Source organism: Actinocrinis puniceicyclus (genome assembly GCF_018283645.1).
Taxonomy (GTDB): Bacteria; Actinomycetota; Actinomycetes; order Streptomycetales; family Catenulisporaceae; genus Actinocrinis; species Actinocrinis puniceicyclus.
This window is the reverse complement of the sequence record NZ_JAGSXH010000001.1, coordinates 93,101-112,424: the sequence shown is the minus strand read 5'-3', so window position 1 is coordinate 112,424 and position 19,324 is coordinate 93,101. Positions and strand designations below refer to the sequence as shown.

Genomic DNA, 19,324 nt, shown 5'->3' with positions numbered 1-19,324 from the left:
GTGTGCCTGAGCGTTCCCGGACGGATCGTGGAGGTCCGCCAGGCGGAGCCCTTTGCGGTGGCGATGGTCGAATGCGACGACGGAGTCAAGCAGGTGAGTCTCGCGATGGTCCCGGACGCCGCGGTGGGCGAATACGTGATCGTGCACGTCGGGTTCGCCGTCGACAGGATGGCGGAGGCCGAGGCGCTCGCCGCGCTGGAACTGCTGCGCTCCCTGTGATCGGTGGAGGCGTGATCGTGATGTGCGAACAGGCGGCTGCGTGATCAGGCGGGCGGGGAAGTCGCGCGCAACCGGCCGGCGATCTGCTCGCCCCAGGCCCTGATCTGCTCCCACTGCCGGTTGTCGCTGTCGCGCACGCGCATCACCGCCACGAGCGTGCGCTCGACGACGCCGAGCCGCTTGCGCGCCAGCCTGCCGCCGAAGAGCCGATGCTCCTGCGCCGCCGTCGCGCTGATCAGTTCCGACATGTCGAGAGCGGCGTCCGGTGCGGGCTGTGGCGGGTCGCCGACCGGCCCGCTGGAGAACAGCCAGACCGGTTTGCCGTTCAGCTGCCCGCCGACGCGGTCCACCAGGTCCCGGGCTTCGGCCATCCACCGGCCCAGGTACACCGCGCTGCCGAGGATGAGCGCGTCACAGTCATCGACGTCAGCCGCGGTGGCCGAGCCAGATTGCAGCGTCCTGACATCCAGGCCGCGGTCCGAAAGCGTCCGCGCGAGCACCTCGGCGATCTGCGCGGTCGCCTCGTGCCTGCTCGCCACGCAGATCAGAACCTTCATTTCAGGAACCTCATCGCGAGGTCCCGGTCAGTGCCGGCCGCCGGAGCGGTGCAGGCCGGCGAACACGCCCTTGAACGGCACCTCCCTGACCGGCGGAACCTGCGAGTCGTCCTCGGTGTAGGTCAGCTCGTTGTCCACCGCCACCACGCCGTCGATCCGGCGGGCCGCGCTCTCGGCGATCCGCACCGTGCTGCGCCGGTCCATCCGGCCGGAGAGCAGCACCCTGCCCTCGGAGACCCGCGCGCTCCAGCCGTTCGGATCGATCCAGAAGGAGTCCACCAGCAGCGAGCGCAGCTCCGCTTCCATTTCCCGGTCGGTGCGCAGGAACACCCGCAGCAGGTCGCGGCGGCTGACGATGCCGACGAGCCGGCCCTCGCCGTCGACGACCGGCATCCGCTTGATCCGGTGCTCCTCCAGCCTGCGTGCCGCCGCGGCGACCTGTTCGTCCGGCCGGATGGTGACCGCGGGAGCGGTCATCAGCTCGACCGCGGTGGCGCCTTCGGCCTTGTGCCTGGAGAGCGCCTGCTTGGGGGAGATCGCCGCCCTGGCCGAGCCGGACGAGGCCGTGCGGGTCTCCTTGAACAGCAGGTCGGCTTCGGAAACCACGCCCAGGACGTGCCCCGCCTCGCCGAGCACCGGCACGGCGCTGACCGCGTGCTGCGTCAGCAGCTTGACGACTTCCTTGTACGGGGTCCCCGGCCGGACCGACACGACCTGCGCGACCGGCGTCATCACGCTTTCCACGGTGCGGTGCGCCATTTTCGGCCTCCTCATTCCTCCAGTCGATCATCGTCCCGCCGGGGCCGCGGCGGCAGGGGCGCCGGTCCCGCCGCGGGTGGGGCGAACGGCCGCGGTAGGTCGGCTCCGGCCGGGCGCTACGGCAGCCGGGGGCGGGACCAACGGCCCGGCGAGACGGTACCCGCGGCCCGTGCGGCCGCGGGCCGGGGGCGGGAAGCTGAAATCGAGGACCGGCGGCCGCCGTCCGGTGACCGCCCCGCAAGACCGGAGCGCGATCATGAACACTTATCCAGCGTCACAGCGCATCGTCGTCGGCGTCGACGGCTCCCGTGGCGCTGCTCGGGCGGCGGACTGGGCCGCCGCTCTGGCGGCGCACCGCGGCACCGGTCTGCATCTGGTGCACGCGCTCAACCTGAGCGGCGCGGCCACGCTGCTCAGCCGCCTGCCCTTCGAGGAATACCGGCAGAACCGCACCAAGCAGGCGGAGGAGCTGCTCGACCGGCTGCGTTCCGAACTGCTGGAGAAGTTCCCGGGATTGTGGATCAGCACCGAGATCTGCGCGGACGAGCCGGCCGAGGCGCTGGTGGCGGCCAGCGGCCAGGCGGCGCTGACGGTCGTGGGCACGCGCGGACACGGCGGCTTCCCGGGCCTGCGGCTCGGCTCGGTCGGGCTGCGCCTGGCCGCCCACAGCCACGGACCGATGGTCCTGGTGCCCGCCGAGGAGGAACCGGCCGCCGAGCACCGGGCCGGGCACGGGATCGTGCTCGGTGTCGCGGCGCGCGAGCCTGCCGAGGTGATCGACTTCGGTTTCCTGCTGGCCGAGGAACTGGGCGAGCCGCTGCGCGCGGTGCACGCCTGGCAGCCGGTCCCGCCGTACAACGGCTACTACTACATCGAGCCCTCGGTTCTCGCAACCGCCGCGGACGAACTGCTCAAGGCGCTGCTCAAGCCGGCGCTGCGCGCTCACGACATGGTCCCCGCGCAGGCGGACGCCGTCTGCGCGGTCCCGGCCGCCGCGCTCGTCGACGCGGCCCGCGACGCACGGCTGCTGGTCCTCGGCGCGCACCGGCATCGCACGGCACTGTCGATCGGCGTCGGCTCGGTCCTGCACGCGTTGTTGACCCACGCACCGTGCCCCGTCGCGATCGTGCCGATCACACCGCACGGCGCCCAGAACTGAGCCCGGTCTCACGGAGAGCACCGAGTTCGGTCCGAAGCCCGAAGCCCGAAGCCAGCGGGCGCCGGCCCGAAAGCCCGGTGGGCGCTGGGACGAACGACTCTGTCGGCGCGATCACGGCGGCGGGATGCTGGACTCGGCGTTGGAGAAGCCGCATCGAGGGCCTGGAGGCAGCCATGACCAGAGACGAGACCCTGCACAGCCGTCGTGTCGTCGTCGGAGTGGACGCCTCCGGGCACGCGGCGCGCGCCGCCACGTGGGCGGCGGCCGAGGCGCAGGAACGCGGGCTGCCGCTGCACATCATCCACGCGCTGGATTCCGATCCGAGCTCGGCGTTGTACGAGCCGGGCGTACACGCCGAGCACGTGCACACGGCCGGCGAGGCGGGCGGGAAACTGCTCGCGCAGGTTGCGCATCACGTGCTGGAGACGCATCCGCAACTGGAGGTCACCACCGAGTTGGTGCGTGCCGGCGCGGCCGGCGCGCTGGTGACCGCGAGCGGTGACGCGGACCTGGTCGTGGTGGGCACGCGCGGCCGGGGTGGATTCGCCGGGCTGCCGCTCGGTTCGGTCAGCGCGCGGCTTGTGGCGCACGCGCACTGCGCGACCGTGGTGGTGCGCGGATACGACCACGACGACGAGCGCACCGGCGAGGTCGTTCTCGGCATGCAGGACGACCAGGCCGATGAGGCGATCCGGTTCGCGTTCGAACAGGCGGTGCGCTACGGAGCGGCGCTGCGGGCGGTGCACGCCTGGGCGCCGTACCCGGCGCATGCGCAGGACTACCTGAGCGAGACCGACATCCTCGCCCGGCAGGCCGCGGAGCGCATGATCGAGCAGTTGAAGGCCATGCGGGAGAAGTACCCGGACGTGCCGGTGGCCATCAGTGTGCAGCGCGGCCACCCCTCGGCGGTCCTGGCCGACGCCTCGACCTCGGCGCGTCTCGTCGTCGTCGGCGCGCACCGGCGGCTCGCACCGCTGTCGCTGGGCGTGGGCCCGGTGATCCACGGCCTGCTCGGCCACGTGCACGCACCCGTCGCGGTGGTGCCGATCCGCTGAACGCAGATCCCTTCGGGCCCCGGCGCGGGCCCGAAGCTGAGACGCTGAGCCCTGATACGTCAGGGCTCAGCGTCACTTTTGCCGGTACTTTCCCCGCTGCCTTTCGTCCCGCGATTCCGGCCGGCGTGTCAGCGCTCGCCGATACGCGGCGTCGCGTGCCAGGTCAGGTCAGGGCGCGCCGACGCTGATGCGGCGCCGCGACTCGACGGGCGAATCCGGTGCGCCGGACTGGCCGGAATGACCAGGCTGACCGGACTGACCAGGCTGGCCGTGCGGCGCCGCCGCGGCCGCGTGCCGGATCCAGACCACGGTACGGCCGCTCAGTTCCCGGCGCAGGTTCTGCTCCACCGCCGCGGCAGTCTCGGCGTCCAGGTGGGCGAGCGGTTCGTCGAGCACGACGATCGGCGCGGGGCTCAGCAGCGCACGGGCCAGTGCGATGCGTTGCCGCTCTCCGCCCGACACCGCGTCGCCGAGTTGGCCGACAGCGGTGTCCCATCCCGACGGCAGGCTGCGCACCCAGTCGTCGAGGCGCACGGCCGCCAGCGCCCGCCACAGTTGCGCCTCGGTGGCGGCCGGGTCCGCGATCCGCAGGTTCTCCCGGATGCTGGTGTCGAAGAGGTGTGCGTCCTGTCCGCACACGGCGACCAGGGCGCGCACATCGTCGGGATCGGTTTCGCGCAGGTCGGTTCCGTCGATGCGTACCGCTCCGCGCACGGGGTCCAGGTAGCGCGCCGCGAGGGCGGCCACGGTGGACTTTCCGGCGCCGCTGGGGCCGGAAAGCTCGATGTGTTCGCCCGCGTGCACGGTGAATGAGACCTCTTGTACTGCCGGCCGCGCGACGGGGGCGCCGAGCGTGTCAGGGTCGGGCCACGCGGCGGTGACGCGGTCGAATTCGAGCACGGAGGTGTCTGTCCAGGCCAGCGGCTGCGCGACGAGGGGCGCGGCCACGAGCCGGGGCGCGTCGGCGATCCGGTGCAGCCGTTCCCATCCGGCCCGGCCGCGGTCGTAGCCGCGGGCGGCGTCGGGCAGCGCGGCGAGCAGTTCGAACAGCGCGATCGGGGCGAGTACGACCGCGGCGAGCACCGGTCCGCCGGCCCGGCCGGAGCGGGCCGCGTCCAGGGCGATCACGGCCAGGGCCGCGCAGGTCGCCCCGGCGGCCAGCAGGTTGAGGGCCTGCCCGAGTCCGCCGGCCAGCGCGCCGCGCCGTTCCAGCGCGGTCAGCCGCCGGTCGTCCTGGGCGATCAGTTCGGCCTGTCGTTCGGCCGCGCCGTACGCGACCAGGTCCGGCAGCGCGCCGAGCAGGTCAACCGTGTGCTGCGCCAGCAGGCTGCGAACCTGTGCGGTACGCCGCTCGGCGCCGCGGCCGGTCGCCCGGGCGAGCGCCGGGACGGCCAGCGCGCCGACGCCGAGCCCGAGCAGCAGGATCAGTGCGCTGCCGGGCAGGGCGAGCAGGTCGAACAGCAGCAGGCCCGCGCAGGAGACCACGGCCCCGGCCGAGGGAAGCAGAACCTTGAGGAACAGGTCCTGTGCGGCCTCGATGTCGGAGGTCAGGTTCGCCAGCAGGTCGCCGCCGTGCTCGGCGGCCATGGCGGCCGGGGCGCGGCGCACCAGCCCGCGGTACACGTCCACCCGCAGGCCCGCGAGCAGCCGCAGCGTCGCGTCATGCCCGGCGAGGCGTTCGGCGTAACGCAGTGTCGCCCGGCCGAATCCGAACGCCTGCACCGCGGCGATCCCGACCTGGAGGGTGAGCAGGGGCGGCCGCAGCGCGGCGGTGGCGATGAGCCACGCGGAGGCCGCGGCCAGGCCGACGCTGCACAGCGCCGCTGCGCCCGCGAGACCGATCGCCGCGAGAAGACGCCCCCTGATACTCCTGATGCTGTCGGCGCTGTCGGCGCTGCTCGCGTCATCGGCACTGCTCGAACTGTCGGTGTCGCTTGAACTTTCGGCGCCGCGTGAGTCGCCGGCACTGCTCGAACTGTCGGCGCTGCCCGGCTCGTCGCTCTCTGCCGGCGGTTCGGCGGGTGGTCGAGCGGCCGCGCTGGGCGCGAGCGTCTGCGTGCACAAGGCCGGCTGCGTGGCCGCGGCCTGCTGCGCGTACTCGCCGCGCGGGCCGTCGATACGCACGATAGTGTCGCAGAATTCGAGCAAGGCCGGGCGGTGCGTGATCAGCAGCGCGGTGCGTCCGGGCAGCCAGGCGCGCAGCGCCGCGGTGATCGAGCGCTCGGTCTCCGGATCCAAGTGCTCGGTCGGCTCGTCCAGCAGGACCAGCGCGGCGTTCCGCAGGATCGCGCGCGCGAGCGCGACCCGGCGCGCTTGGCCGCCGGAGACCGCCGTGCCGTCGCGGCCGAGCGGGGTGTCGAGCGGGAAGTCGATGCCGGCGGCGCGCGCGGCGCGCGCGAGGTCGGCTTCGGTGGCGTCCGGACGCCCGAGCCGGATCGCGTCCGCGACCGTGCGGCCGGTCAGCCGCGGGCGCTGCGGCAGCCAGGCCGACTGACGACGCCAGGCCGTCAGGTCCGCCGCGGTGAGTTCCTCGCCGCCGACCGTGATGCGCCCGCCGGACAACGTGTCGAAGCCGAGAAGGAGGTGCAGCAGCGTGGTCTTGCCCGCGCCGCTCGGACCGACCAGCGCGGTGACCCGGCCCTCCGCAAGCGGGATTTCCAGGTCCGGCACGACGTGCACGCCGCGGCCCTCGTGGTTGACGCGCACCCCTTCGAAACGGATCGTCGCCGGCGCGAGCCTCGGCGCGCGCGCGAAGCTCCCGGCCGCGGCCCCGCCGTCGCCCGCGGCCCCGGCAGCGGTGCCGAGTCCGGCCTGCGGCTGCTCGGCGTCCGTCAGTGCGAAGATCCGCTCCGTCGCCGCCAGGCCCTCCGCGGCCTCGTGGTACCGCGCGCCGACCAGCCGCAGCGGCAGGTAGACCTCGGGCGCGCAGATCAGCACCAGCAGCCCGGTGCGCAGGCTCAGCCCGCCGTCCGCGAGCCGCAGCCCGATCGCGACGGCCACCAGCGCGACGGAGAGCATCGCGATCAGTTCCAGCACCAGCGAGGAGAGGAAGGCGACGCGCAGCGTCCTGCCGGTCTCGCGCCGGTGCGCCTCGGCGGCGCGGCGTATCGCGGCCCGCTGCCCCTCCGCGCGGCCGAACGCGACCAGCGTCGGCAGCCCGGCGACCACCTCCAGGAAGTGCCCGCCGAGCCGCTCCAGCGCGTTCCAGCGGCGGGCGAGATGGTCGCGGGTCATCAGCCCGATCAACACCATGAACACCGGGATGAGCGGCACGGTCAGCGCGATGATCAGGGCGCTGATCGGATCGGCGGCCAGGATCCGCGCGCCCACCACGGCCGGCACGATCGCGGCCAGCGCCAACTGCGGCAGGTAGCGCGAGAAGTAGCCGTCGAGCGCGTCGATGCCGCGCGTCGCCAGGACCGCGGCCTCACCCGTGCGTTCCCGGTCGGCCGCCCGCGCCGGCCCACGGATCAGAGAACTGATCAGATCGGCGCGCAGCGCGGCCTTCACGGCCGTGGAGGTCCGCGCCGCGAAGGACTCCCGCATCCAGGCGAGCGCGGCCCGCCCGAGACTGGCGGCGACGAGGCCGATCACCGCGGGCGCGTACGGATCCCGCGCGTCCGGCGTCAGCACCAGCCGCGAGACCAGGTCCGCGAGCAGCGTCGCCTGCACCACCAGCAGTACCGCGTCCAGCGTGCCGATCCCGGCCAGTGCGGCGAGGAACGCCCGCACCGGCCGGGCCCGCCGCACCAGCCGGGGATCGACCGGTTTCACGCAGCGCTGCCTTCATGTGTGTGGCCGGGCAGTTCGCCCTCGGGGCCCGAGCGGCGGGCCAGCACGGACACCGAACCGTCGCCGGTGACGCGCGCCCGGAACACCCAGTACGTCCAGGCCTGATACAGCAGCACGAGCGGCGTGAAGGCCAGGGCCACCCAGCTCATCACCGTCAGCGTGTAATGGCTCGACGAGGCGTTGGTCACCGTCAGGCTGTACGCCGCGGAGGTCGTCGACGGCATCACCGCCGGGTGCAGCGCCAGGAACAGTGCCGCGGTCGTCGCCACGATCGCCGCGGCGGTCCCGGCGAAGGCCCAGCCGTCGCGGTCTTTCCACGTGGCCAGCAGCCCGCCGACCAGCGTCAGCGCCGCCAGCACCGCCGCGACCGCGCTCGCCGCGATGTGACCGTGCGAAGCGCCGTCGAGGTCGACCAGGGTCCACGTCAGGAAACCCACCGCGAAGATCGCCGCGCCGGGCCCGACCAGCAGCACCGTCTTGCGTGCCCGGTCACGAAGCTCGCCGGTGGTCTTGAGCGCCAGGAACACCGCGCCGTGCAGCGTGAACACCGTCAGCGTCGTCAGGCCGCCGAGCAGCGCGTACGGATTGAGCAGGGTGAAGAACGAGCCGGTGTAGTTGTGCGCCGCGTCGATCGGCACGCCGCGCACGATGTTGCCGAACGCGACGCCCCACAGCAGCGCGGGCACCGCGGCGCTGACGGAGTGCACCAGGTCCCAGCGCTTGCGCCAGACCGGATCGCTCTCCTTGTTGCGGTATTCGATCGCGAGCACCCGCACGATGAGCGCGACGAGGATCAGCAGCAGCGCGAGGTAGAAGCCGCTGAACAGGGTCGCGTACCACTGTGGGAACGCGGCGAAGGTCGCGCCGCCGGCCACCAGCAGCCACACCTCGTTGCCGTCCCAGACCGGCCCGATGGTGCGCAGCAGCAGTCCGCGTTCGCGTTCGTCCCGGCCGATCGCGTGCAGCAGCACCCCGACGCCGAAGTCGAAGCCCTCCAGCACGAAGTAGCCGCACCACAGCACCGCGATGAGCGTGAACCAGAGGTTCTGCAGAGACATCGTAGGAACCCTCATTCTCCGTCGTCAGTACGCGAAGCCGAGGCCCGGCTCGGCGTCGTGGGCGCTGTCCGTGTCCGCGCCGGGCGGGTCGCCCGGTCCGCGCCCCGCCGCGCGCACCGTGAGCCCGACCTCGACCACCGCGAGCACCGCGTACAGCGCGGTCAGCACGATCAGCGAGGTGAGGATGGTGCCCGCGCCGACCGTGGGCGAGACGGACGTGCGGGTGGCCAGCACGCCGTACACGGACCAGGGCTGGCGGCCCATCTCGGTGAAGATCCAGCCGAAGCTGGAGGCCAGCGGGCCGAGGGCCACCGACCCCAGCGCGGCCAGCCAGAACCAGCGCCGGGACGGAGCCGGGGTGCGCCCGCGCCGGGTCAGCCACAGGCCGAGCAGCGCGAGCAGCCCGGCGAGCACCCCGAAGCCGATCATCAACCGGAACGACCAGTAGGTCACCGGGATCACCGGGGTGTACGTGCCGGGACCGTACTTGGCGATCTCGGCGGCCTGCACGTCGTTGATCCCCTGGACCTGCCCGTGGAACGAGCCGGTGGCCAGGAAGGAGAGCACGCCCGGCAGCCGCAGCGACCAGACCTCGGACCTGCCGTCGAGGGAACCGATGGTGAACAGCGAGAAGGACGCGGGCTGCGAGGTGTGGTAGAGCGCCTCGGCCGCGGCCATCTTCATCGGCTGCTGATCGGTCATGATCTTGCCGTCGATGTCACCGGTCACCGCGGTCAGCGCGCACCCGACGAGGGTGGTCCACAGGCCCAGCCGCAGCGAGGGCCGCATCACGTCGGCGTTGCGCCCGCGGCGCAGGTGCCAGGCGGTGACGGTGACGAACAGCAGTCCGGACATCAGGAAGGCGGCGGCGATGGTGTGCGCGAAGGCGACCAGCGCGGTGGAGTTCGTCAGCACCGCCCAGATGCTGGTCAGCCGCGCGGTGTGGGTGACCGGGTCGAGCTGGAAGCCGACCGGGTGCTGCATCCAGGCGTTGGCTGCCAGGATGAAGAAGGCCGAGAGCATGGTTCCGATGCCCGCCAGCCAGATGCAGGCGGTGTGGACCCGCGGCGAGAGCCGGTCCCAGCCGAAGATCCACAGCCCGAGGAAGGTGGATTCCAGGAAGAACGCCAGCAGTCCCTCGATCGCCAGCGGCGCGCCGAACACGTCGCCGACGAACCGCGAGTACTCGCTCCAGGCCATTCCGAACTGGAACTCCTGCACGATGCCGGTGGCCACGCCGAGCGCGAAGTTGATCAGGAAGAGTTTGCCCCAGAATTTCGTGGCCCGCAGGTAATGCTCGCGGCCGGTGCGTAACCAGGCGGTCTGGAGTCCGGCGGTCAGCAGCGATAGCCCGATGGTCAGCGGCACGAAGATGAAGTGGTACACGGTCGTGATGCCGAACTGCCAGCGGGCGAGTAGCAACGCGTCCACGGCTTGCGGTCCTTTCAGGGACTGAGCGGTCGTGTTCAAGCGTCGTGGGCTTGATCGTCGGGTGGCAGTGCGTTCCGTCCCGCGGGTGCGGGACTTTGGTCCCGAAGCACGTTTCGGCCCGTTTGGGCCGCTCTCCCGGGCGGGCGCGCCGTCCCGGGCCGCCGGTCCGTCGCGCGCGCAACGGACCGGCCGGGCTCGGAGGGGATTGAGCCCGGCCGGTCCTTTGCCGCTTCCCGGTGCAGCCTGACGCCGGGTCGCGGCGCCGTCACCGCAGCGCTTGGTGCCGCTTGACGACGGGGATCCGCTGCCACATCGAGCCGAGGCCGAGGCGGCTGCCGACGCCGAACGCGGCGAGCGCGACCAGCACCAGCGCCTCCAGGACGTGCTCGTCGAGGAACGGGTTGGTCGACCCGGTGGCGGTGCCGGTGGCGGTGTGCCGCGCCGGCGGGAAGACCGCGAACCACATCAGCGCGACCAGGAGCACGCCGGCGGCCGTCGCGATACGCATCCCGATGCCGAGGATCAGCGCCGCGCCGATGCCGGCCAGCCCGATCATGAACAGCCAGTCGGCCCACTGCTTGCCGGCCCAGGCGTGGAACATCGACTGGAACGGCCCGACGTCCACGCTCGACAGGAAGCCCTTGGTCGGCGAGCCGCCGTGGATCCAGGCGCGCGCGGACGGGGTGGAGTAACCCAAGCCGAAGGTCTTGTCGAGGAACGCCCAGAAGAAGATGAATCCGGTGCCGACACGCAGCGTCGCGATCGCCGCCTCGCGCGTCCCGACGGCCGCCTGCGTCCCGGCGCGCGCCGTCGTCGCCATCTCGGTGCGGGCGTGCCAGTTGAACCGGCCGCCGACGTGGAATCCGTGTAGTCCATGCTGTGTCGCCATGGGGATCGCTCCGATCCACTTACGCTGTGGGTGCGCTCTCGTCTGTCGATATCGAGTGTCGTGCGCGCACGGCTTCGCCGCAGTGTGCTGAAAGACCCGATCGGCGGCGCCGATGGTCATCCCCTGGCGGCGACGCGCCGGTGCGCGGTGGTGGGCGCTCACCTCGGGACTTTCGGCACTGGGCACCGCCCGCCGGATCTGGTGTCGTGGAGTCGGCGGGAAGGTTCGAAGAACCGAGACGCGGAGCAACGGCTTCGAGCCGCGCACCGCGCAATCAGGATCCGCGAGAAGTGGGTCGGACCTTTCCGCCAGTGGGTTTCTCGAACCCCACGGACCGGTGGGCACCGCAGCAGCGTGCGGTGCCCACCGCCTTTGTGCGCGCTGAGTTTGCGCCCCAGCCGTCTCCGCGCGTCCGGCCACGGGGCTGTCTCTGTGCACGTATACGGCTTCGCTCAGGCCGCATGCCGAGGGTCTTTTGTCCCTAGTCCCCGGGCCCGCCGGTCCTGTTGCGCTGGTCATGTCCATTGGATCATGGGAGGCGTGGCAGGTGACTGCCCCGGCCCGACGATGAGGAAATACGATGACTGCGATCCTGGACCAGGACCTCAAAGAGCACGGTGCGCCCGACGCGCGCAACGCCTGGCGGAACTTCGCCGGCGCCTGCTGGCGCGAGACGATCGACGTGCGCGACTTCATCCAGGCCAACTACACCCCGTACGACGGCGACGGCTCGTTCCTGGCCGGCCCCACCGAACGCACCACCGCGCTGTGGAAGCAGTTGACCGCGATGTTCCCGGTCGAGCAGGAACGCGGCATCTACGACGTGGACGTACACACTCCCGCGGGTATCACCGCGCACGCGCCCGGCTACATCGACCGTGACAATGAACTGATCGTCGGGTTGCAGACCGACGCGCCGCTCAAGCGGGCGATCATGCCCAACGGCGGCTGGCGGCTGGTCGCCAACGGCTTGGCGGCGTACGGCGTCGAGCCGGACCCGCGTATCGCGGAGATCTACACCAAGTACCGCAAGACCCACAACGACGGGGTGTTCGACGCGTACACCCCGCAGATCCTCGCGGCCCGCCGCGCCGGGATCATCACCGGCCTGCCCGACGCGTACGGCCGTGGCCGGATCATCGGCGACTATCGCCGCGTCGCGCTGTACGGCGTGGACCGGCTGGTCGCCGCCAAGCGGGCGGAGCGCGCCGAACTGGACGAGCGCTGGGCCGACGAGGACACGATCCGGCTGCGCGAGGAACTGGCCGAGCAGATCAGGGCCCTGGGTGAGCTCAAGCAGATGGCGGCCTCGTACGGGTTCGACATCGCGGGCCCGGCGGCGGACGCGCGCGAGGCGATTCAGTGGCTTTACTTCGGCTTCCTGGCCGCGGTCAAGGAGCAGAACGGCGCGGCCATGTCACTCGGCCGGGTCTCCACCTTCCTCGACGTCTACCTGCAGCGGGACCTGGCCGCCGGGCTGCTCGACGAGCGCGGCGCGCAGGAACTGGTCGACGACTTCGTGATCAAGCTGCGGATCGTGCGGTTCCTGCGCACCCCGGAGTACGACGAGCTTTTCTCCGGCGACCCGACCTGGGTGACCGAGACGATCGGCGGCACCGGTGTCGACGGTCGGCCGCTGGTGACCCGTTCCAGTTTCCGTTTCCTGCAGACCCTTTACAACCTCGGGCCGGCGCCGGAGCCGAACCTGACGGTGTTGTGGTCGAGCGGGCTGCCGCAGGGTTTCAAGGAGTTCTGCGCGCGGGTTTCCATCGACACCAGTTCGATCCAGTACGAGTCCGACGAGTTGACGCGCCAGTGCACCGGTGACGACACCGCGATCGCGTGCTGCGTGTCCGCGATGCGGGTCGGCCGGCAGATGCAGTTCTTCGGCGCCCGGGTCAACCTCGCCAAGGCGCTGCTGTACGCGATCAACGGCGGCCGGGACGAGCGCAGCGGCGTGCTCGTCGCGCCGGGCTTCGCGCCGGTCACCGGCGAGTATCTGGACTATGACGAGGTGGAGGCGCGTCTGGACAAGATGCTCGACTGGCTGGCCGAGACGTACGTGCACGCGCTCAACGTGATCCACTACATGCACGACAAGTACGCGTACGAGCGCATCGAGATGGCGTTGCACGACCGCGACGTGGAGCGCACCCTCGCCTGCGGTATCGCGGGGCTCGCGGTCGCCGCGGACTCGCTGTCGGCGATCAAGTACGCGAGGGTCAGGGTGCTGCGGGACGAGGCCGGTTTGGCCACGGACTTCGAGACCAGCGGTGAGTACCCGGTCTACGGGAACAACGACGAGCGGGCCGACGCGATCGCCGTGGACCTGGTGGACCGGTTCATGGCGAAGATCCGGCGCTACCCGGCGTACCGGGACGCGCGGCACACCCAGTCGGTGCTGACCATCACCTCGAACGTGGTTTACGGCCACAAGACGGGCAACACCCCGGACGGCCGGCGCGCGGGCGCACCGTTCTCCCCGGGTGCGAACCCGATGAACGGCCGGGACCGCCATGGCCTGGTTGCGGCGGCGCTGTCGGTGGCGAAGCTGCCGTACGAGCACGCCGAGGACGGCATCTCGCTGACGACGACGGTCGTGCCGTCCGGTCTCGGCCGCGCGCCGCAGGAGCGGGCCGCGAACCTCTCCGGGATCCTCGACGGGTACTTCAGCTCGGGCGGCTACCACATGAACGTCAACGTTCTGGACCGCGCCACGCTCGAGGACGCGATGGAGCACCCTGAGAACTACCCGCAGCTGACCGTGCGCGTGTCCGGATACGCGGTCAACTTCGTGCGCCTGACCCGCGAGCAGCAGCTCGATGTGATCAGCCGGACCTTCCACGAGTCGCTATGAGTGGCATTGAACACTGCACGAGTCGCTATGAGTGGCATTGAACACTGCACGAGTCGCTATGAGTGGCATTGAACACTGCACGAGTCGCTATGAGTGGCATTGAACACTGCACGAGTCGCTATGAGTGGCATCGAACACTGCACGAGTCGCCATGAGTGGCATCGGGCACAGCACGAATCGCTGTGGATGACTGGGACAAGGTACGAGTTGATATGAGTGCTGACGGCTGCCTCCTGACCGCTGAACTCGCCGTCCGCGGCGTTGAATCAGGCGTCGATGGTTACCCTGATTCCGAGCCCGGTTCCGTACTCGGTTCCGTTCACTCCTGGGACCTGTCCACAGGCGTGGACGGACCGGGCACCCGGTTCGTGGTCTTCACCCAGGGCTGTCCGCTGCGCTGCCTGTACTGCCACAACCCGGAGACCTGGCGGATGCGCGACGGGCAGCGGGTCGAGTCCGCGCGGCTCGTCGCGGAGGCAGGCAAATATGTGCCCTTCATCCGGGCGGCCGGGGGAGGGGCGACGGTCAGCGGCGGCGAGCCGCTGCTGCAACCGCGGTTCACCGCGGCGCTGCTGCGCGGCTTCAAGGAACTGGGGCTGCACACCGCGCTGGACACCTCCGGGTTCCTCGGGGCGCGCGCCGACGCCGCGCTGCTGGCCGCCACCGACCTGGTGCTGCTGGACGTGAAGTCCTGGGACCGGGCGCTGTACCGGCGGCTGACCGGTCGCGACCTGCACCCCACCCTCGCCTTCGCGCGGCGGCTCGCCGATCTGCCGGTTCCGGTCCCGGTGCACGTGCGCTTCGTGCTCGTCCCGGGCTTGACCGACGCCGCCGAGAACGTCACGGGTGTGGCGCGCTTCGCGGCCTCGCTCGGGAACGTCGAGCGGGTCGACGTGTTGCCGTTCCACAAGCTTGGCGCGGCGAAGTACGCGGCGCTCGGATTGCCGTTCCCGCTGGACACCACCGCGCCGCCGAGCGCGCGGCAGGTGCGGGAAGCACGCGAGCTGTTCGCTGCCGAAGGGCTGGCAGTGTTCTGAGCGGACCGGCGCGCGGCCGGGCTCGGGCCGCGCACGGTCAGCGGGCATCCATCACCGCCGCACATCCGGTACCTGTCAGGATGGTCCCATGGCGGGCGGCGGAGCGGAGGCGCAGCGGTGAGTCTGGCCGGGTTGGCGCTTGTCCTGGCTCTCGGACTGGCCGGGCCGCTGCTGGCGGGACCGCGGCGCACGGGCATCCCGGTCGCAGTCGGAGAACTCGCTGCCGGGGTGGTGGCCGGGCGAACCGGGTTCGGGTGGACCGACCCGGGCGACCCGGTCTTCTCCTTCCTCGGCTCCGCCGGTTTCGGCCTGATCATGCTGGTGGCGGGCAGCCATGTGCCGCTGCGTGACCCTGCGCTGCGCGTGGCGCTGCGCCGCGGTGCGCAACTCGCGCTGCTCACCGGCGCGGTCGCGGTCGGCGCGGGCTATGGTGTGGCGGACCTGCTGGGTACCGGGCACGCGCTGCTGTACGCGGTGCTGTTCGCGTCGAGTTCGGCCGCGCTGGTCATGCCAGTGATCGACGAGGCGGGGCTGGGCGCGCCGCCGGTGCTCGCGACCGTGGTGCAGGTGACGCTCGCGGACACGGTCTGCATCGTGCTGCTGCCGCTGGCCGAGCAGCCCGAGCGCGCGGGAAAGGCGGCGCTCGGCGTTCTCGCGGTGGTCTGCGCCGCGGCGGCGATCCTGCTGGTGATGCGCTGGTTCGCGAGGCGCGGATGGCTCAAGCGCATGCACAGGATCAGCCACCGCCGCAACTTCGGGCTGGAACTGCGGGTCCAGCTGATCACGGTCTTCGGGCTGGCCGGGCTGGCGCAGCGGTTCGGCGTGTCGATCATGCTGGCCGGGTTCGCGGCGGGGCTGGCGCTGGCCGCCGAGGGGGAGCCGCGGCGGCTGGCCCGGCAGTTGTTCGCGGTGACCGACGGGTTCCTCGGGCCGTTGTTCTTCGTGTGGCTCGGAGCTTCGCTGGACCTGCGTGCCGTGGCCGGACATCCGCGGATGATCGCGCTGGCCGGGGCGTTGGCGCTCGGTACGCTCGCGGCGCACGGTGCGGTCGTGGCGCTGCACCAGCCGGCGTTGCTGGCCGTGCTCGCGGCGGCGCAGCTCGGTGTGCCGATCGCCGCGGTCACGATCGGTACGCGCGCGGGTCTGCTCGGTCCGGCGGAGGGCGGCGCGATCCTCGCGGCGGCGCTCGTCACGATCGCCACCACCGGCTGGGCGGCGGCGCGCGCCCGCGGTGAGGTGGACCTCGCCCGCGCTCCGGCTGCGCCGCAGGCCGAGTGAGGCTGCCGTGACGGCGCTCGTCTCGTCCAGATGCCGGGACGCGGCCGGATTCCTCATCGTGGCTGATTCGATCGTGCGCTGACTCAGTTGCCGTTGAAGGCGTCCTTCAGCCGGGAGAAGAGCCCCTGCTGACCCGGTCCGGCGGTGCTGCCCGGGGTCTGCTCGCCGTGCTGCTGCCGGGCGAGCGTGAGTATCAGTGGCTCGTCCGCCGGGTCGATGTGCTTCGGGGGATGCACCTCGATGTGCACCACCAGGTCGCCCCGGCCCGGGCTGTGCCGGTGCTGGATGCCGCGGCCGAGCAGGGTGAACTCCTGATTGGACTTGGTGCCGGGACGGATGTCGAGATCCACCGGGCCGTCCAGGGTCTCCAGCGGGATCCTCGTGCCCAGCGACGCGCGTCTCCGCGGGACGGCGATCGTGCAGTGCAGGTCGTAGCCGCGGCGCCGGAAGACGGGGTGCGGCTGCTCGACGATCTCCAAGGTCAGATCACCGGCCGGGCCCGCGCCCGGGCCGACCTCGCCCTCGCCGACCAGCTGGATCCGGGTGCCGTCTTCCACGCCCGGCGGGATCTTCACGGTCAGCGTCCTGCGGGTACGCACCCGCCCGACCCCGTCGCACGCGATGCACAGCGCGGGCACGAGCGTGCCATAGCCCTGACACTGCGGGCACGGCCGCGAGGTCATCACCTGGCCGAGGGACGACCGGCTGACGTGGGAGACCTCGCCGCGCCCGCGGCACAGGTCGCAGGTGACCGGCGGGGTGCCCGGATCCGCGCCGCCGCCGGCGCACGTCGGACAGGCGATGGCGGTGTCGAACTGGATGTCGCGCAGCGCGCCGAAGGCCGCCTCGCTCAGCTCCACCTCGACCCGCACCAGCGCGTCGCGGCCGCGGCGCACCCGCGAGCGCGGCCCGCGAGACGCACCGCCGAAGAACGCGTCCGTGATGTCGCCGAAGCCGGTGCCCCCGCCGGCGTCGCCGGACGTCTCGCCGTCCACCGTCTCGGCACCGGCCGCCTCGCCGCCGGCGTCGAGGTCCGACTGAAGTCCTTCCGGCGGGACGAAAACCTCGTCGTCCCGGGTGCCCTCGATCTGAGCCTTCTCGGGCCCGGGCCACAGCTCGCCCAAGCCGTCGAAATCAACCCTCGTGGTCGCGGCCGCGCTGCCACGGTACGAATACAGGACCGCTCTGCCGGCGGCCTGCACCAGAAGGTCGCCTTCAGGTGTCGCGGCGATCGAATCCACCGAACCTCCCGCGGGAAGGGAGTCGAGCAGGGCACCGGACACCACATCCCAGACCGCCAGGCTTCCCTCGTCGGTCGCGGCGGCGATCAGCGTGTTGTCCTGCACCGTGAAGCACCGCGAGATGCGCGCTGTGCCTCCGGCGGGCTCAGCGGCCTCATCGGTGTGCTCAGCGTGATCGGCATCGGGCCGGGCGATCCGCGGACCATCGGGACCGACCAGCACCCTGACCAGAACACCGTCGAGCACGGCGAGCTCGACGCTGCCGCGCGCCGATTTCCACCTCGGCGGCGGTACGCCCGGGTCCGCGGACAAGTCCAGAACGGTGGACCGGCCGGCGTGTGAGACGACCACGCACGGTCTGCCGGCCACGACCGCGAAGTCCAGCATCGCGCCGTCCGGCGGAGCACCGATCAACCGCGACGCGATGCAGGATCCGGTCCCGGCGTCCCGCAAGCCGAGCGAGCCCCGGAGCGTCAGCGAGACGACCACGTCGCGTCCGAGGAATCTTCCGAGCACCAGCGCGATGATCGGATCCTGGTCATCGGATCTCAGGGTGCTGTTCACCGTCCCGTCGCGGCCGTCGTGCAGCGTGATCGTTCCGTCTTCACGGCCCACCGCGACGACGCAGCTGTCCTGCGCGGCGGCGATCGCGGTGACCCGGTATCCCTCGCGTTCGGCTTCCGGCTCCTCGTCGGTGGCTTCCTCGTCGTCGGCCGCCTCGGCTCCACACGCCCAGACGGGCTCCCACGCCAACGGCGCGCGGCCGCTGGGCCGCAGCAGGCGGGCGGCGATCCCGGCGGCGCCGCGCAGCGTGGCCGCCAGCGCGACGGCACGACGCCGACCGGTCTCCGCGGCCGCCTGCGGCGACGAGGTCAGCTCGGCGAAAGCGGCCGCATCGAGCCAGGGAAGCGAATGCGTCTCGAGAAACGCGGTCACCGCGCCCGGATCCGCGTACACGAGGAATTCGAGGTCATCGGTCAGCAGGCTGACGCAGTCCGCCTCGACCGCGTGCTGCGCGGCGTGCCGCAGCATGTAGGGCTCGGCGATGTCCCACCTGCGTGCGCCGCCGCCCGGAACGGCGAGCGGTGCGAGTAAGGCTTCGACCATGTCACGCTGCGGCGGGGCGCCGCTGTCCCGGTCGACCGGGTGAGCGCACAGGTGATCTGCCAGGCCCTGGTGGAAGAGCCGGTAAAGCGTCGTCCCGTCGCAGTCCGCGGAACGCCGCAGGTAGAACCGCGCGGTGTCGAGCGTCGCGCTGATCCACTGATCCCCCGGCTGCTGCGATGGCTGCTCCACCGGCTCCGAATTCTCCGACTGCCCCGACTTGTCCGGCCTCGTTGGTTCCCATACGCGGCGAAAGGCCCGCGCCGCCTGCGCGGCCGTGCGCGCGGGCATGCCCTCGCCGCGTGCGTGCGCGAGCGCCGCGAGTATCGGCCGCAGCCACGGGTCCTCGGTCCGCGCGGCGAGATCGAGCTCAAGCAGCTCCGGCAGGGAACCGGGCGCCCGCCTACCCAGATCAGAAGCCTGCTTCAAATCCTGGATCGGCTGATACGTGGAGACCAGATGGCGCGCGTAGAGCCCGGCGACGAGGAACTCGCCCCACTGCTTACCCTGTTTCGAGTCCTTCGAGTCCTTCGAGTCCTTCGAGTCCTTCGGGCCGCGATCGCCCGTCAACGTCAACGCGACCGCGGCCGCGAAGGTCTGCCGCGCCCCGGCGTACTCCACCTCGTTGTAAGGCGGGTGGCCGCGCAGCAGATCACTGATGTAGTTCTCCAGGTCGTACCGGACCGTCTCGACGGGGATCGCGTCGAGATCGGTCAACCCGCCCTGCACCGCTGCGAGCGCGCGGAACGCGTCGAACTCCGGCCAAGGCCGCAGCGCCACCAGCAACCGGCAGGCGGGGCGTCCGTCCGCGCGGTCGCGCCGGGTGAGCGGCAACAGCAGCCCGTCGAGCACCTCCTGATGGTTCTCGGCCTCGTCGAGTGCGTCGAT

The 19,324-nt window shown here is 71.7% G+C and carries 12 protein-coding genes and 1 pseudogene; 6 read left to right on the top strand and 7 right to left on the bottom strand.

Annotated features, from left to right (window positions below):
* The gene (locus tag KGA66_RS00580; RefSeq protein WP_211463270.1) at positions 1-219 is read left to right on the top strand and encodes a HypC/HybG/HupF family hydrogenase formation chaperone; all 219 of its coding nucleotides are present in this window, start codon (positions 1-3) and stop codon (positions 217-219) included.
* 44 nt (positions 220-263) lie between these two features.
* Here the strand turns inward: KGA66_RS00580 and KGA66_RS00575 are convergent, their stop codons facing one another.
* Both KGA66_RS00575 and KGA66_RS00570 read right to left on the bottom strand, forming a co-directional pair.
* On the bottom strand, positions 264-776 hold the full coding sequence (locus KGA66_RS00575) for a flavodoxin domain-containing protein (RefSeq protein WP_211463269.1): 513 nt from the start codon (positions 774-776) through the stop codon (positions 264-266).
* Between the two features lie 27 nt (positions 777-803).
* Positions 804-1,535, bottom strand: a complete 732-nt coding sequence (locus KGA66_RS00570; protein ID WP_211463268.1) for a CBS domain-containing protein — start codon at positions 1,533-1,535, stop codon at positions 804-806.
* Positions 1,536-1,791: 256 nt separating this feature from the next.
* On the opposite strand from KGA66_RS00570, the gene KGA66_RS00565 reads away from it, so the two are divergent.
* Both KGA66_RS00565 and KGA66_RS00560 read left to right on the top strand, forming a co-directional pair.
* Positions 1,792-2,694, top strand: a complete 903-nt coding sequence (locus KGA66_RS00565; protein WP_211463267.1) for a universal stress protein — start codon at positions 1,792-1,794, stop codon at positions 2,692-2,694.
* 173 nt (positions 2,695-2,867) lie between these two features.
* Positions 2,868-3,749, top strand: coding sequence for a universal stress protein (locus KGA66_RS00560; protein WP_211463266.1), 882 nt, complete (start codon positions 2,868-2,870; stop codon positions 3,747-3,749).
* Between the two features lie 168 nt (positions 3,750-3,917).
* Here KGA66_RS00560 and cydD read toward each other — a convergent pair whose 3' ends face one another.
* The 4 genes from cydD to KGA66_RS00540 all read right to left on the bottom strand — a co-directional run bounded on the left by cydD (position 3,918) and on the right by KGA66_RS00540 (position 10,919).
* Positions 3,918-7,523 carry a thiol reductant ABC exporter subunit CydD gene (gene cydD, locus KGA66_RS00555; protein ID WP_211463264.1) on the bottom strand — a complete coding sequence of 1,202 codons (3,606 nt, stop codon included), beginning with the start codon at positions 7,521-7,523 and terminating at the stop codon, positions 3,918-3,920.
* Positions 7,520-8,599: a cytochrome d ubiquinol oxidase subunit II gene (gene cydB, locus KGA66_RS00550; protein ID WP_211463261.1), complete on the bottom strand. Its 1,080-nt coding sequence runs from the start codon at positions 8,597-8,599 to the stop codon at positions 7,520-7,522. The genes cydD and cydB overlap by 4 nt, the downstream gene beginning before the upstream one ends.
* A 24-nt stretch (positions 8,600-8,623) precedes the next feature.
* Complete coding sequence (locus tag KGA66_RS00545) at positions 8,624-10,030, bottom strand: cytochrome ubiquinol oxidase subunit I (RefSeq protein ID WP_211463259.1); 1,407 nt, start codon at positions 10,028-10,030, stop codon at positions 8,624-8,626.
* A gap of 265 nt (positions 10,031-10,295) precedes the next feature.
* Positions 10,296-10,919: a hypothetical protein gene (locus KGA66_RS00540; protein ID WP_211463257.1), complete on the bottom strand. Its 624-nt coding sequence runs from the start codon at positions 10,917-10,919 to the stop codon at positions 10,296-10,298.
* Between the two features lie 580 nt (positions 10,920-11,499).
* On the opposite strand from KGA66_RS00540, the gene pflB reads away from it, so the two are divergent.
* From pflB to KGA66_RS00525, 3 genes are all read left to right on the top strand, one after another.
* A complete protein-coding gene (gene pflB, locus KGA66_RS00535; protein ID WP_211463255.1) occupies positions 11,500-13,776 on the top strand; it encodes a formate C-acetyltransferase in 2,277 nt (758 codons plus the stop codon).
* A 212-nt stretch (positions 13,777-13,988) separates the two neighbouring features.
* Complete coding sequence (pflA, locus tag KGA66_RS00530) at positions 13,989-14,813, top strand: pyruvate formate-lyase-activating protein (RefSeq protein WP_211463253.1); 825 nt, start codon at positions 13,989-13,991, stop codon at positions 14,811-14,813.
* 117 nt (positions 14,814-14,930) lie between these two features.
* On the top strand, positions 14,931-16,091 hold the full coding sequence (locus tag KGA66_RS00525) for a cation:proton antiporter (RefSeq protein WP_211463251.1): 1,161 nt from the start codon (positions 14,931-14,933) through the stop codon (positions 16,089-16,091).
* An 83-nt stretch (positions 16,092-16,174) separates the two neighbouring features.
* Here the strand turns inward: KGA66_RS00525 and KGA66_RS31915 are convergent.
* Positions 16,175-17,158 (bottom strand): annotated as a pseudogene (locus KGA66_RS31915) (DnaJ C-terminal domain-containing protein); the annotation flags it as partial.
* Between the last annotated feature and the right edge of the window lie 2,166 nt (positions 17,159-19,324).